Below are 15,247 nucleotides of genomic sequence, written 5' to 3'. Positions count from 1 at the left end.
GTCTGATTTCTTGATATGAAAAATCTTTGATTCTTTGCTTTAGGCTTTTTTGGGATTGTATTTCTAAATATCCTTACTTTAGTAAAATTCAATAAAAATAAATAATACAGCCAAAAATACTATATTTGATAACCGAATATAATTAATGCAGATGAAAAATTATTTAAAATATATAGTATTAGTAATTGTCGGAACTCTAGCGAGTTGCCGTGATGAAGTTCAGAAACCTAAAGTTATTTACGATAGAACGAATAAGACCAGTAGTGCCGTAAAAACAGATTCAACTCAGATTGAAGTAGCAGATTTGCCTATTCAGATGGAAGGGACAAACTATTTGATTCATCCGGTAGGTGATTTGAGAGTGTATGAAAAAGGAACAAAAGCACGATACGGCTCTTCAAGTGTCAATGATGTAAGTTTTACGATTTCTAATTTGGGCGAATTTGAAATCACAGGTTATTTGCAAAACCTGAAATTTCAAAAAACAGATTCAGATTCAATTCGTCCTTTGACCGATAAACCGGCTTTGATTCTAACCGCAACGTATTTAAAAACAATTGCCGATAAAACACAGAATCAGGTTATGGTTTATACATTGGCCGATTCTGATACGAACAAAGACGGAAAAATTGATACTAGTGACATCAAAACATTGTATTTAAGTCATATTAGCGGAGAGAATTTTACCAAAGTTTCTGAAGATTTTCAGGAATTGGTAGATTGGAATTTAATCGAATCTAAAAACCGCTTGTATTTCAGAACAATTGAAGACACCAATCAAAACGGTCAGTTTGATAAAAACGACGTTTTGCACTATAGCTATATTGATTTGGCGTCTAAAAAATGGGAAGTTAAAAGTTATAAGCCTATTTGATTTTTTTGCCAAAGATTATACAGATTAGAATGATTTTTTTAATCTATGATATAAAGAAGCGCCTTTTAAAACTAATTTTAAAAGGCGCTTCTTTTTTTTTGATTATCTAGATTCTTTTGCCACGAATTACACCAATTGCCACAAATTAATTAGTGTAATTAGTGCAATTCGTGTCTAATTTTTTTGCGTGACAGATTATTAATCATATCTAGCTCTTTTCAAGCTGTTTATGGATAAGTCGTTTATATTCCATGTTTTTTGATTGTTTTGATTTTTTGCCACGAATTACACCAATTGCCACAAATTAATTAGTGTAATTAGTGCAATTCGTATCTAATTTTTTTAGGTGACAGATTATTAATCATATCTAGCCCTTTTTAAGCTGTTTGTGGATAAGTAGTTTTTATTCCATGTTTTTCGATTGTCTTGATCTTTTGCCACGAATTACACCAATTGCCACAAATTAATTCGTGCAAATTAGTGCAATTCGTGTTTAATTTTTTTGCGTGACAGATTAATAATCATTTTAATCCTTTTAATCTGTGGCAAAAAAAACTTAAATCAAAATATCGCTCTCTAAATCTGATTTTTCGATTTCAATTCCGAACCCTAAACGTTCTACCAATTCGATTACCAATTTTTTATACCAGTTTTCTGATTTTGGATGAATGTATATTTTTTCAATTAACTGATTGATATCAACATTGATTTTTATTCCGTCATTTAGCTTTATAGTGCTCTCAGAAGTATCTGTAATGATGCGTACTTCACGTTCGTATTGAAAGCTCTTTCTCTTAAATAAAAACGGAAAGAACGAATCGTCAAAAGGAATGTATTCTTTTTTATAATCGATGTAATTTACTTTGCCGATATATTGATCAAAATTGTTTTCGGGTTTTAACGCTTTCTGCAACCTCCCAATTGTCGACTGAATGGCTAACCCTTCACTGTTTTGAGTGAAAATCTGCCACATAGCAAACGATTCGTATTCATTGATATGCCAACTGCTTATCGCTACTTTTTCGCGATGTGTTTTGTAATAATTTAAAAATTCAGGATTGTCAATCGCCAGTTTTTTAATCTCTTCGAAAGTAGGTTCGCTAAAAGTGCCTTCATATTGATCCTCAAATTTATCCGAACGGGACATAAATAACTTCTTAGAAAGCAGTATGTCAAGAAATTTAGACAAGTCCAGATATTTCCAAACAACGGTGTCTGGATCTGCAGGCAGTTTTATGTTCGGATTGTTGATATACATTTATCTAATTTAATGATTTTTTTTGGGAAATCAAAAGGCAAGAGTCAAATGTTAAATGTAAAATATCAAAAAATAGTCTACAATCAATAATCAATAATCTAAAGTCTACAATCTAAAATCAGCAATTAAGATTCAAACGACTGCATGGTAACCAGTTTGTTATAGGTTCCGTTATGCGCGATTAATTCTTCGTGAGTTCCTTGTTCAACAATTTTTCCTTTTTGCATTACTACAATAAGATCTGCTTTTTGAATAGTCGAAAGACGGTGTGCAATTACAATCGAAGTTCTGTTTTGCATCATGTTTTCAAGGGCAATCTGAACAAATTTTTCGCTTTCCGTATCCAATGCAGAGGTAGCCTCGTCGAGAATCATAATCGGAGGGTTTTTAAGTACTGCACGGGCAATAGATAAACGTTGTTTTTGCCCTCCGGAAAGTTTGTTCCCGCTATCTCCAATATTAGTGTGGATTCCTAGTGGTAGGTCTTTTACAAATTCATAGGCGTTAGCGATTTTTAGTGCTTCGATAATTTCTTCATCGGTAGCGTCTAATTTTCCTAATGAAATATTTGCTTTTATGGTGTCGTTGAATAAAATACTGTCCTGAGTAACCAATCCCATTAAACTACGAAGCGATTGCAGGTTCATGTCTTTGATGTTGATGCCGTCAATAGAAATTGTTCCGTCATTAACATCATAAAAACGGGTCAGTAAATTGGCAATGGTACTTTTTCCACTTCCCGACTGACCAACAAGTGCAACAGTTTGTCCTTTTTTAACCGTAAGTGAAAAGTTTTTCAGTACGGTTTCTTCTTCGTATTTAAAGTTGATGTTTTGAACATCAATAGCATAATCAAAAGTGGTTTTTTTGATGGCATCCGGTTTTGAGGTAATGGTGTTGTCCTGATCTAAAATCTCTAAAACACGCTCTGCTGCTGCATTTCCTCTTTTTACTCCATAAGAAGCTTTAGAAATAGCTTTTGCGGGTGTCAGGATGTTGTAGGCTAGTCCCATATAAGCGATAAAAGAAGCGCCGTCTAGTGTTTTGTCAATTAAAACCATCTGTCCACCGTACCAAAGTAATATCGCAATTACAGTAATTCCCATAAACTCACTGGCAGGAGAAGCTAAGTTTTGACGATTTCCAATAGTATTTGATAAATTGAAAAAACGATCTGTCGAACTCTGAAAAACAGAATTAAAGTAATTTTCTGAATTGTAGCCTTTTACGACTTTCAGGCCTCCAATGGTTTCCTCAATGGTTGACAGAAATGTTCCTTGTTCCTGTTGTGCTTTTGTAGATTGTTTTTTAAGTTGTTTTCCGATTAATGAAATGATATATCCTGAAACCGGAATGAAAACAAAAACAAATAAAGTTAGTTTGGCGCTAATTACTAACATGGCGCCTATAGTAAAAACGATTGTTAGGGGTTCTTTTACGATAAGTTCCAGAATGGCCAGAAAGGAGTTTTGTACCTCGTTAACGTCCGCAGAAATTCGGGAAATAACATCTCCTTTTCTTTTCTCAGAATAAAAAGCCAAAGGCAGTTCGAGTGTTTTTTTATACATGGCATTTCGCATGTCTCTTAAGACACCATTTCTTAAAAAGGTGATAAAAAACATCGCTAAATAATCGACCAGGTTTTTTAGTAAAAATATCGAAATAATTACGGCTACCATGATAGATAAGGTATAACCAATATCATGTTTCTCAGTAGTTGTCGTGATATAATAGCTCAGGTATTGCTCTCCATATTCTTTTATGTGTACAAGTCCTTCGTATTTAGGCAGAACGGTGTTTCTTTTTGTCTGGTCAAATAATACCTGAATCATTGGGATTAATGCCATAAAGGAAAGGGTGCTGAAAAGTGCGTACAAAACATTGAAAAAGATGTTTAGAATCGCATATTTTTTATATGGGTATATAAAAGGAACTATTTTTTTGAAATTACTCATTTATTTTTGATGTTATTTTCTGCTATGGCAATGGCTCTTTCAAGCTTCTCCAGCAATAATTTTTTTTCAGGTAATTGGGTTAAGTAAGCTGAGACTTTGATTTGTTCGTCATTGTCGAGCATTAAATAATTAATTTGTTCAGGTGATTTTTCACTGCACAAAATTAATCCAATTGGTTTGTTTTCGCCTTCTTTTTGTTCATTTTTCTCTAACCATCGAAGATATAACTCCATCTGACCTTTGTAGGCGGCTTTAAATTTTCCTAATTTTAGATCTATGACAACCAGGCGACGCAGGCCTCGGTGGTAAAAAAGCAGGTCAATATAAAAATCCTCGTCGTCAATTGTTATTCTCTTTTGTCGCGCGAGAAAAGCAAATTCGCTTCCCATTTCAGTAATGAAATTTTGCAATTGCGCCAGGATCGAACTTTCTAAATCTTTTTCAGAATAACTGTCGTGTAAACCTAAGAAATCCAGAAAATAAGGATCCCGAAAAGTTAAATCAGGACTGATCTGCTTGTCATTTTTTAATAATGCCAAGTCATTAAGGATGGTTTCTTCGGGTTTTTTACTAATGGCGGTTCTTTCAAAAAGCATGCTGTCTATTCGTTCCTGAAGCGTTCTCACACTCCATCTTTCATGTATGCTCATCTGTATGTAGAACTCACGTTTTATATCACTTTCAATATAAATCAGTGTTCTGATATGAGACCAACTCAATTGTGCACACACTGTGTGCACAATTGTAAAGTCTTCAAAAACAGTGTTTAGTTTGATGAAACTATGTAGATTTCTTTTGTTAAATCCTGTCCCAAATCGGTTTAATAATTCTTTGCTTAATTCTAAAATAAGTTTTTTCCCATAATCGGCACGATCATTTTTTAGAATCTCATCATTAATCGATTTTCCGATTTTCCAATAGAGTAAAGTGAGTTCCTGATTGACCGTTTTGGCAACATAATGACGAGTCTGGTCTATTAATCCAATAATGGAATCTAATAGTTTTGGATTGTCATTTATGTCAGGTTTGTCACTCATTCTACTATTTCAATTGCATTCCTGCAATGATATTTTGTATTTTTTGATCTAAGAAACTTTCTGCAGCATCAAATTCTTCCACAGATTGTAATTCGGCATTTACACTGATGTAGAACTTGATTTTTGGTTCAGTACCACTTGGTCTGGCGCAAATTTTAGATCCGTCTTCTGTATAATAAATCAAAACATTAGATTTTGGCAGGTCCATTATAGACTCTTCACCTGTAAAAAGATTCAGGGCTGTAGATGCTTGGTAATCTTCCACCATAATCACACGTTGTCCACTGATTTCTTTCAAAGGATTTTGACGTAAATTAATCATCATCTGATTAATTTCTTCTAAACCTTCCATACCTTTTTTGGTCAATGAAACCAAATGTTCTTTATAAAAACCATTTTCAACATAAAGTTGTAAAAGTTCTTTGTAAACAGAGCTTCCGGCTGCTTTTGCCTGTGCGGCTACTTCACATATTAATAAGGTAGCGGCAACAGCATCTTTATCTCTTACAGCATCACCAACCATAAAACCAAAGCTTTCTTCACCGCCTCCAATAAATTGAAGTTCAGGGAAATCTTTGATCATTTTGGCGATCCATTTAAAACCGGTAAGACCCACTTTACATTCTACGCCATAGCTTGTCGCCAGTTCCATCATCATCGGAGTAGAAACTATAGTAGAACCTACGAATTGTTTGCCATTAATTTTTCCGGCTTTTTTCCATTGTTTCAATAAGAAAGCAGTCATCAGAACCATGGTTTGATTTCCGTTAAGAAGAATCATTTTGCCTTCGTTATTTCTAACAGCAACGCCTAAACGATCGCAGTCCGGATCTGTTCCTACTACAATATCAGAATTGGTTTTTTCTGCTAAAGCCAAAGCCATTGTCAATGCTTCAGGCTCTTCTGGGTTTGGCGATTTTACCGTTGGAAAATTTCCATCAGGAATTGCTTGTTCGGGAACAATATGCACATTAGTGTATCCGGCCTGAGACAAAGTCTCCGGGATAGATTTTATCGAAGTTCCGTGCAAAGAGGTAAAAACGATTTGCAGTTTTTCTTTTGCTTCAGCCGGTGTATTAAAACTGGCATTATCAATAGAAGATTTTATAAAAGCTTTGTCGATTTCAGTGTCAATGTACTGTATCAGTTTTTCGTTAGCCTGATATTTGATTTTATCGTAGCTTAAATTTTCAATAATAGTAATGATTTCAGTATCCTGAGGAGGTACTATTTGTCCTCCGTCTTCCCAATATACTTTATAACCATTGTATTCGGGTGGATTATGTGAAGCCGTAAGTACAATTCCGCATTGGCATCCTAAATATTTAAGAGCAAAAGACAGTTCAGGAGTCGGTCGCAAATCTGAAAATAAATAAACCTGAATTCCATTGGCAGAGAAAACATCGGCTACAAGTTTGGCCAAGGTATTGCTGTTATGACGACAGTCGTAGGCAATAACCACTTTTAAAGGCTGATTTGGAAATACCTGATGCATATAATCCGAAAGGCCTTGTGTGTTTTTACCCAGCGTGTATTTGTTGATTCTGTTGCTTCCAACACCCATAACACCACGCATTCCACCAGTTCCAAACTCCAAGTTTTTATAAAAACTTTCCTCAAGCTCTTTTGGTGATGTGGTCATTAATTCTTTAACAGCTGCTTGTGTTTCGCTGTCAAATGTTGGTGTCAGCCATTCGTTTACAGCATTTAAAATGTTAGGTGCTATATTCATCTTTCGTATTCTTTTATTTTAGATCAAAATAATTGTTGTTTTCAGGAGCGGTTGTTTATTTCGTCAATTCACTCCACTCTCAGTCCGCTTGTTTTTTAATGAACAAGGGATTACGTTAAAAATTAACTTCTCGTGCTACTTTATAACGTCCTTCGTTGCTTTTGGTTCTCAAAATAATTTCACCAAGGAAACCTGCTAAAAATAACTGAGTCCCTAAAATCATTGTAGTTAAGGCAATAAAAAACCAAGGGTTGTTTGTAACCAGGCTGTATCTCATGCCATTGTACATATGGTATAGTTTTGAAATACCAATATAACCGGCCAGAAAAAATCCGATAATAAACATTACCGAACCCAGTGCGCCAAACAAGTGCATAGGCCTTTTTCCGAATCTTGACAGGAACCAAATCGTAATCAAATCGAGAAAACCGTTTATAAAACGTTCCATTCCAAATTTGGTTTCGCCATATTTACGGGCCTGATGCTGTACTACTTTTTCACCAATTTTATTAAAACCGGCATTCTTTGCCAAAACCGGAATGTAACGGTGCATTTCGCCCGAAACTTCTATGTTTTTTACAACCGTATTTTTGTATGCTTTTAATCCGCAGTTAAAATCGTTTAATTCTACTCCGGATGTTTTTCTTGCCGCCCAGTTGAATAATTTCGAAGGAAGATTTTTGGCTACAACAGAGTCGTAACGTTTCTTTTTCCATCCCGAAACCAAATCAAATTTCTCGGCTGTAATCATTTCGTACAATCCGGGAATTTCATCCGGACTATCCTGCAAATCGGCATCCATTGTAATGATTACATCTCCTTTTGCTTTTGCAAAACCGGCATGTAAGGCCTGTGATTTTCCAAAATTCTTCATGAAACGAATTCCTTTTACATTCGGATTTTCGGTAGAAAAATTTTCAATAATTGCCCAGGAATCATCTGTACTACCATCATCTACAAAAATGATTTCATAAGAGTAATTGTTAGATTGCATCACTTTAATAATCCACGTATAGAGTTCTTGCAGTGATTCCTCCTCGTTTAGAAGCGGTATAAGTATAGATAAATTCATTTATTTTTTTATTCTTGTATTGTAGTTTTGCTTTTAAATATTGCGGCGAAAATTAATCCTAAAATAGAACTAACCACGATAGTGAAAACAGATCCTTTTAATAACTCTAAAGTAGAATACGGATTGCTTAGTTTCATTTTGGCAACAGCTTCATTAATGGCAGACGCAGGTGTTCCGAATTTTTGCAACATCGATACCGTATATTTAATCATTAATTCGCTTACAGTATCTTTCGCCTCAGGATCAATTACATTAAAAAGGATAACATTAAAAAAAGTAGAGATCAATATTCCAATTACAGCTGCAATAAAATAAGTGGTAAAAGCTTCCTTAAAAGGAAAAACACCTTTTAGCTCTCTTTTCGTTTTAGTTAGTAGAATAATCGATAGTGTAAAACTTATAAGGAGACCTGTAGCTCCAATCCACCAAGAGGTGAACAAGTTTAAATCAACGGCATATATTGTAGCAGTAACTAATGCAGATGCAATTCCAATCATTACACCATAGGTAATCCCATTTTTCTTTATAACTTCATTGATCATATTTTCTATATGTTTTAAAATTAATCCACAAATATAGCAATTACCCTATATACAAAAGTGAGATATATATTAAAAATATTGACACAGATAAAGAGGACGTTAAAAATATTGGTTAAAAGATTTGTTTATTGAAAAATAAATGTAAATTTGCACACTCAAAAATAATTAAATTTTTAAACAAAAAAGAGTATCGTTTGTTTACACCTTTTTCTAACCATGGAAAAGCTTCAAAATGAAAATGCTCTAAACAATAAATAAAAGAAAAGATGAAAAAAGGAATTCACCCAGAAAATTACAGATTAGTTGCATTTAAAGACATGTCAAATGACGAAGTTTTTATCACTAAATCTACTGCAGATACAAAAGAAACAATTGAAGTTGACGGAGTTGAGTATCCAGTTGTAAAAATGGAGATTTCTAGAACATCTCACCCTTTTTATACTGGTAAATCTAAACTTATCGATACTGCAGGACGTATTGATAAATTCAAAACTAAATATGCAAAACACGCTAAAAAATAATAGCTGTTTTTTATTTTCATATAAAAGCCTTCCAATCGGAAGGCTTTTTTTATGCGGTAATGTTTTTTTTTTTAACCATATAAGTGATATAAGTTCATTTTAAGCTTTGCGTTTATTGCGTAAACCTTTGTGTACTTTGCATTTCAAATAGATTCCGTAAAACACCCATTCCCTATTTAATACTATTTGTCACCCTGAGCGAAGTCGAAGGCTGTTTAAGTAAAAAAGGGCTTCGACTTCGCTCAGCTTGACACATGGGTAAGAAAAACTTCTTGAAAAAATCTTCTTAGCGGCCTTTGCGTAAACCCTTGCGCACTTGCGACTTTGCGAGATTTTTTTAACCATATAAGTGATATAAGTTCATTTTAAGCTTTGCGTTTATTGCGTAAACCTTTGTGTACTTTGCATTTCAAATAGATTCCGTAAAACACCCATTCCCTATTTAATACTATTTGTCACCCTGAGCGAAGTCGAAGGCTGTTTAAGTAAAAAAGGGCTTCGACTTCGCTCAGCTTGACACATGGGTAAGAAAAACTTCTTGAAAAAATCTTCTTAGCGGCCTTTGCGTAAACCCTTGCGCACTTGCGACTTTGCGAGATTTTTTAAACCATATAAGTGATGTAAGTTCATTTTAAGCTTTGTGTTTATTTTAATCTTTGTGCGCTTTGCATTTCAAATAGATTCCACAAAACACCCATTGCTTATTTAATACTATTTGTCACCCTGAGCGGAGTCGAAGGCTGTTTAAGTAAAAAAGGGCTTCGACTCCGCTCAGCTTGACACATGGGTAAGAAAAACTTTTTGAAAAATTCTTCTTTGCGGCCTTTGCCTAAACCCTTGCGTAGTTGCGACTTTGCGAGATTTTTTAAACCATATAAGTGATGTAAGTTCATTTTAAGCTTTGTGTTTATTTTAATCTTTGTGTGCTTTGAAGTGAAAAAGTTGCGGAGAAACAATTATCTCGCGAAGTCGCAAAGTCACGAAGTTTAAAAAAAACAAAACAAAAACTTGGCGACTTTGCGACTTCGCGAGATTTTTACGCGCGGTTAAAGAAAATAATTAGACGAGTATTCTGTGTATAAGAACCGTTGCAAACTTTGGATTCCCTCCACATGCACTAAATCCATTTTTTAAATGAACTTATATGACTTATATGGTTTAACCCCGCGTACAAAAAGGCATAGTTTCCATAAAGTTCTAAAATAATTCCCGAATTCAAGCCGATATAACTTTGGCTGTATTTCCTTTCTTTAAAATATTTGTAACTTTGAACCTGATAACCAAATCAAGATTTTAACAAATATTAAATTTATCTATGAACTACATTCTTTTTGACGGTCCCGTCCGGAATGCTTTATTGCCTTTTACTTTTACCAGACCGGTGGCTGATATTCTAATCGGAATTATGACCATTCGCCAAAAATGGGAAATGCGTTTAGGTTCAACTATAACAACCATTACAGAGGAATATTTGTCGGAGAAATTTCCGATGGTAGAATTAGAAGAAAATGTAATGATTAATGCTGCGTTTTTACCAAATGAAACGCTAGCCGAAATGGTTTCTAATTTAACCGTAAATCAGGCGATTTTTAGAGGTGATGATGTAATTGCTTTTTTTACGACGGAGAACCAGGAAGAAGTTGACTTTGATTCGTATGAAATCATTTCGTATGATGACGATTGTTTGACTGTTGAACATACTTGGGATATTTTTTCTAAAAATGATGCAGCAATTCGCGAAGATTTTAAATATCTGACGGAAGACAGGAAATCCATGCCGATTCCAAAAAGCGTAAATGCCATTGCACCCGAAAATATATTTATAGAAGAAGGGGCTAAATTGGAGTTCGTTACTTTAAACGCTTCAGCAGGTCCGATATATATAGGTAAGAACAGCGAAATTATGGAAGGCTCTGCCATTCGTGGTCCTTTTGCTTTGTGCGAAAATGCACAGGTAAAATTAAACGCTAAAGTTTATGGAGCAACTACCGTTGGCGTTGGCTCCAGAATAGGAGGAGAGGTTAAAAATTCGGTTCTTTTTGCCAATTCAAATAAAGGACACGACGGATTTTTAGGAGATTCTGTTTTAGGAGAGTGGTGTAATATTGGTGCCGATTCTAATAATTCAAATCTAAAAAATAATTACGAAGAAGTAAAATTATGGAGCTACGAGACAGAAGGTTTTGCAAAAACCGGACTTCAGTTTTGTGGTTTGATGATGGGAGATCACAGTAAATGCGGAATCAACACCATGTTTAATACCGGAACTGTAATCGGTGTCAGTGCTAATATTTTCGGTAGTGGATTTCCACGCAACTTTGTTCCGAGTTTTTCTTGGGGCGGTGCGGCAGGTTTTACAACCTATGTGACTAAAAAAGCTTTCGAAACCGCTAAACTGGTTATGGGACGCAGAAATATTGACTTTGATGCAACCGAATCAGCAATCTTAGAACATATTTTTGAAGAAACCAAAAAGTGGAGAAAAGATTAAATACAAATTAGATAATCTGCTAATTAGATAATTTAAAAGTGACTTCGTAAGATTTAGTTCTTACGAAGTTTTTTTTATAAAATAATTTTTAATTAGCAAATTCCCAAATTGACACATTATCTAATTATCTAATTGGCACATTTTTCAATTGGCACATTTCCTCATTTTCTAATTGCCTAATTATCTAATTAATCTATCTTTGCGCTTTCAAAATCAGATAATTTAATTGTCTAAAAATCTTAGAATCTAAAAATGATTACAGTTAACGATATTTCAGTTCAGTTTGGTGGAACTACTCTTTTTAGTGATGTTTCTTTTGCTATAAACGAAAATGATAAAATTGCCCTTATGGGTAAGAATGGTGCGGGGAAATCGACACTTTTGAAAATAATCGCAGGGCAGAGCAAACCTTCTACCGGAAATATTTCGGCTCCAAAAGAGGCTGTTATTGCGTATCTGCCGCAACATTTGTTAACTTCAGATGGGGCAACTGTAATGGAAGAAGCATCAAAAGCTTTTGGCGAAATCTTTAGCATGAAAGCAGAGATCGATGAAATCAACGAACAATTAACCGTTCGTACCGATTACGAAAGTGATGCCTACATGAAACTTATTGAAAGAGTTTCAGACTTAAGCGAGAAATTTTACGCCATCGAAGAGGTGAATTACGAGGCCGAAGTAGAGAAAATTCTGGTTGGATTAGGTTTCGAGCGTGAAGATTTTACACGTCAGACCTCTGAATTTTCAGGAGGTTGGAGAATGCGTATTGAATTGGCTAAAATCCTTTTGAAAAAACCGGATTTAATTTTACTCGATGAGCCAACCAACCACATGGATATTGAAAGTATTCAGTGGTTAGAAGAGTTTTTGCTGAATCAGGCAAAAGCAGTAGTGGTGATTTCGCACGATAGAGCCTTCGTAGATAATATTACCAATCGTACTATTGAAGTTACGATGGGAAGAATTTACGATTACAAAGCTAAATATTCGCATTATTTAGAATTGAGAAAAGACCGTCGTATTCACCAGCAGAAAGCATATGATGAACAACAAAGAATGATTGCTGATAATAGAGCTTTTATTGATCGTTTTAAAGGCACGTTTTCTAAAACCGATGCTGTACAGTCTCGTGTTAAGATGTTGGAGAAATTGGTGATTGTTCAGGTTGATGAAGTAGATACTTCGGCATTAAAATTAAAATTTCCGCCTGCGGCACGTTCCGGACAATATCCGGTTGTGGTCAAAGAATTGTCGAAATCATACGGTGATCATGTTGTTTTTAAGGATGCTAACATCGTAATCGAAAGAGGACAGAAAGTAGCTTTCGTAGGTAAAAACGGAGAAGGAAAATCGACTATGATCAAAGCTATTATGAAAGAAATTGGCATTGATGAAGGAAGTGTTGATATTGGACATAATTCACAAATTGGTTATTTCGCACAGAATCAGGCTGCATTATTAGATGAGAATGCGACTATTTTTGAAACTATAGATGGTATTGCGGTTGGTGATGTAAGAACACAAATTAAAAATATATTAGGTGCCTTTATGTTTCATGGTGATGATATTACCAAAAAAGTAAAAGTGCTTTCGGGTGGAGAGAAAACACGTCTGGCGATGATTAAATTGTTGTTAGAGCCAGTTAACTTATTGATTCTCGATGAGCCTTCGAATCACCTGGATATGAAAACCAAAGACATCATTAAAGACGCTTTACGTGATTTTGATGGTACTTTGATCTTGGTTTCTCACGACCGTGATTTCCTTGACGGTTTAGCCACAAAAGTTTTTGAATTTGGAAATAAACGCGTAAAAGAACATTTTGAAGATGTTGCCGGTTTCCTGGCACATAAAAAAATGGATTCTATGAGAGAAATCGAAAAGTAGTTTTTGATTCATAATAACAGAAAATTCTTGGTCTCACGACTTAAAAAGAAAAAAAGCGTTATTAATAACGATTAGCTGTTAAATAAAAAAAAGAAGGAGGCAATCTCAATGTTATGAGACTGCTTCCTTCTTTTTTTTAGGTTCTGTATATATTTTTTGTGCTTCAAACAATTAGGACGGGGTAATCTATACTTGTGTTAGGAAAACTTTTTCTTAAATCTGTATCTAGACAAAATTAGAGATATGATTTTGGCGGAATAAAGTAGTTACTGCCATAAAAGAAAAGTTTATAATCTTCGTTAACTGAGCCAATAAACAGTACAAAACGTGCTTAGTTTTATTTGCTCTGCTTTGCAAGCATCACATACAATATGTTCATTGATTGTTTTTGTAAAATAGAACGGCCTAGGGTAAGATTAGTCATTGAAAAGCCATACTCCAGTGAAGAATGCATTAGGATTAAATTTTTTAAGGTCAAGATAGGTAACTTTAACAAATTGGTTAGGGTTTAGGACAAAATCAGTAGAGACTAAATCTTTACCACTCAACGCCATAAAAAGCACATAATCCTCAGTAGGATATTTAAAAACAACCGTACCTAAACCTTTATTAAGTATGATATGTTCTAATCCATCAGTAGCATCACGCGGTAATACTACTGTTTCTCTGCAATTAGCAGAAGGGCAATCTGGACAATGAAAAATTTGAGACTGTGTTCCGGAAGCCTTTATAGTTCCGTTGACCGGGACCACGACGACTTCTCTTCGCGGATTACAATCTAACCAAGCGGTCCCGTTGTATATTTGCAGTGTATTTGTTGTGATGTTGTACACCGTTAGACCAGCGGGAGGGGGAGTAATAGCATCCCTTTGCACAGTGGTCATTCTGGGAGGTAAAAAACCTTTAGTGGTAGACTCTACTTCTAAAACAGCAGAGGGGTTTAGGGTCGTGGGATTATTCCCTATTTTTTGAATAATTTGAGAATGACCGGCAAAACCGATCAAAAAAATCAATGCGATTGTAGGTAAACTTTGTTTCATTAGTAATTATATTTTATAATTTTGACTACAAACAAAAATAAATTTGGAGTATTTGAGCGGTATTAATTTATTATAGGTTACTTATAATTTGTAAATGATAAGAAAAATACTACAAATAGCAGTGTGTTTGGAAAACCAATCAATAAAAAGGATTCAAAATTGCAGTAAATCGTGAAATTGAAATTCACCACTGACAATTTAGCTATAGGACACTTATGGCAAGTGAGGAGGTTTTTTTATTCCAAATAACAGGAAGCATTGCTAAAATTAGTCTTCTCTATTGCCGGTAATGCATCCGGATTTGAATAGATGTTGATTTTAACCAACGGTATGGTAGTTTTGCGTTAAGAGGCTTTAGCTAATGTCATTAAGGTCAGATATTTTTTTACGCAGATTTTGCAGATTTTGCAGGTTTTTTTATTCCAATCCGCTAAAATCTGCGTGAGACTTTTTTAACAAAAGAAGACAGTCCCAGAACTCTGAAAACAAAAAAATCACCAATAACGATGCAATTAATTGAAGTCAAAACATTTTTCTATAACTTTTAAAAATCGTTATTTCTGATGTTATCCTGTTAAAAATAAAAGAAAGAAGGAGAGAATCTCAACATTATGAGACAGCTTCCTTCTTTTTATTAAGTACGGGCTATATTTTTTGTGCTTCAAACAATTAGGACGGGGTAATCTATACTTGTGTTAGGAAAACTTTTTCTTAAATCTGTATTTAGACAAAATTAGAGATATGATTTTGGTGCAATAAAGCAGTTACTGCCATAAAAGAAAAGTTTAGAATCTTCGTTAGCTGAACCAATTAATAGTACAAAACGGGTTTAATTTTA

General features: G+C 34.5%; 11 protein-coding genes. 4 read left to right on the top strand and 7 right to left on the bottom strand.

Annotated features, from left to right (window positions below):
* Positions 1-151 precede the first annotated feature (151 nt).
* Positions 152-874 carry a hypothetical protein gene (locus AB674_RS03580; protein WP_047774450.1) on the top strand — a complete coding sequence of 241 codons (723 nt, stop codon included), beginning with the start codon at positions 152-154 and terminating at the stop codon, positions 872-874.
* A gap of 556 nt (positions 875-1,430) precedes the next feature.
* Here AB674_RS03580 and AB674_RS03575 read toward each other — a convergent pair.
* From AB674_RS03575 to AB674_RS03550, 6 genes are all read right to left on the bottom strand, one after another.
* Entirely contained in the window at positions 1,431-2,132 is a 702-nt protein-coding gene (locus AB674_RS03575) for a DUF2971 domain-containing protein (RefSeq protein ID WP_047773946.1), read from the bottom strand.
* A gap of 125 nt (positions 2,133-2,257) precedes the next feature.
* The gene (locus tag AB674_RS03570; RefSeq protein WP_047773944.1) at positions 2,258-4,087 is read right to left on the bottom strand and encodes an ABC transporter ATP-binding protein; all 1,830 of its coding nucleotides are present in this window, start codon (positions 4,085-4,087) and stop codon (positions 2,258-2,260) included.
* Positions 4,084-5,124: a YhcG family protein gene (locus AB674_RS03565; protein WP_047773938.1), complete on the bottom strand. Its 1,041-nt coding sequence runs from the start codon at positions 5,122-5,124 to the stop codon at positions 4,084-4,086. The genes AB674_RS03570 and AB674_RS03565 overlap by 4 nt, the downstream gene beginning before the upstream one ends.
* 4 nt (positions 5,125-5,128) lie before the next feature.
* On the bottom strand, positions 5,129-6,856 hold the full coding sequence (locus AB674_RS03560; protein WP_047773936.1) for a phospho-sugar mutase: 1,728 nt from the start codon (positions 6,854-6,856) through the stop codon (positions 5,129-5,131).
* Between the two features lie 115 nt (positions 6,857-6,971).
* On the bottom strand, positions 6,972-7,928 hold the full coding sequence (locus AB674_RS03555) for a glycosyltransferase family 2 protein (RefSeq protein WP_047773934.1): 957 nt from the start codon (positions 7,926-7,928) through the stop codon (positions 6,972-6,974).
* An 8-nt stretch (positions 7,929-7,936) separates the two neighbouring features.
* Positions 7,937-8,470, bottom strand: coding sequence for a DUF4199 domain-containing protein (locus AB674_RS03550; RefSeq protein WP_047773933.1), 534 nt, complete (start codon positions 8,468-8,470; stop codon positions 7,937-7,939).
* 266 nt (positions 8,471-8,736) lie between these two features.
* Here AB674_RS03550 and AB674_RS03545 point away from each other — a divergent pair, with 266 nt between their 5' ends.
* The 3 genes from AB674_RS03545 to AB674_RS03535 all read left to right on the top strand — a co-directional run bounded on the left by AB674_RS03545 (position 8,737) and on the right by AB674_RS03535 (position 13,369).
* On the top strand, positions 8,737-8,991 hold the full coding sequence (locus tag AB674_RS03545; protein WP_008464817.1) for a type B 50S ribosomal protein L31: 255 nt from the start codon (positions 8,737-8,739) through the stop codon (positions 8,989-8,991).
* Between the two features lie 1,315 nt (positions 8,992-10,306).
* Positions 10,307-11,482 (top strand): GlmU family protein, encoded by a 1,176-nt coding sequence (locus tag AB674_RS03540; protein ID WP_047773927.1) that lies wholly within the window; start codon positions 10,307-10,309, stop codon positions 11,480-11,482.
* Between the two features lie 252 nt (positions 11,483-11,734).
* Positions 11,735-13,369: an ABC-F family ATP-binding cassette domain-containing protein gene (locus AB674_RS03535; protein WP_047773925.1), complete on the top strand. Its 1,635-nt coding sequence runs from the start codon at positions 11,735-11,737 to the stop codon at positions 13,367-13,369.
* A 416-nt stretch (positions 13,370-13,785) separates the two neighbouring features.
* On the opposite strand, the gene AB674_RS03530 is transcribed toward AB674_RS03535, so the two are convergent.
* Entirely contained in the window at positions 13,786-14,409 is a 624-nt protein-coding gene (locus tag AB674_RS03530; RefSeq protein ID WP_047773923.1) for a hypothetical protein, read from the bottom strand.
* Between the last annotated feature and the right edge of the window lie 838 nt (positions 14,410-15,247).

Source organism: Flavobacterium sp. ABG, assembly GCF_001027725.1.
Taxonomy (GTDB): Bacteria; Bacteroidota; Bacteroidia; order Flavobacteriales; family Flavobacteriaceae; genus Flavobacterium; species Flavobacterium cupriresistens.
Note: the sequence above shows the minus strand (reverse complement) of the source record. Positions and strands in the feature narration are given on the sequence as shown.

Bases quoted from the DNA above. Each gene is read 5' to 3' on its own strand.
- AB674_RS03580 (WP_047774450.1), top strand. From the start codon at position 152: ATGAAAAATTATTTAAAATATATAGTATTAGTAATTGTCGGAACTCTA.
- AB674_RS03575 (WP_047773946.1), bottom strand. From the start codon at position 2,132: ATGTATATCAACAATCCGAACATAAAACTGCCTGCAGATCCAGACACC.
- AB674_RS03570 (WP_047773944.1), bottom strand. From the start codon at position 4,087: ATGAGTAATTTCAAAAAAATAGTTCCTTTTATATACCCATATAAAAAA.
- AB674_RS03565 (WP_047773938.1), bottom strand. From the start codon at position 5,124: ATGAGTGACAAACCTGACATAAATGACAATCCAAAACTATTAGATTCC.
- AB674_RS03560 (WP_047773936.1), bottom strand. From the start codon at position 6,856: ATGAATATAGCACCTAACATTTTAAATGCTGTAAACGAATGGCTGACA.
- AB674_RS03555 (WP_047773934.1), bottom strand. From the start codon at position 7,928: ATGAATTTATCTATACTTATACCGCTTCTAAACGAGGAGGAATCACTG.
- AB674_RS03550 (WP_047773933.1), bottom strand. From the start codon at position 8,470: ATGATCAATGAAGTTATAAAGAAAAATGGGATTACCTATGGTGTAATG.
- AB674_RS03545 (WP_008464817.1), top strand. From the start codon at position 8,737: ATGAAAAAAGGAATTCACCCAGAAAATTACAGATTAGTTGCATTTAAA.
- AB674_RS03540 (WP_047773927.1), top strand. From the start codon at position 10,307: ATGAACTACATTCTTTTTGACGGTCCCGTCCGGAATGCTTTATTGCCT.
- AB674_RS03535 (WP_047773925.1), top strand. From the start codon at position 11,735: ATGATTACAGTTAACGATATTTCAGTTCAGTTTGGTGGAACTACTCTT.
- AB674_RS03530 (WP_047773923.1), bottom strand. From the start codon at position 14,409: ATGAAACAAAGTTTACCTACAATCGCATTGATTTTTTTGATCGGTTTT.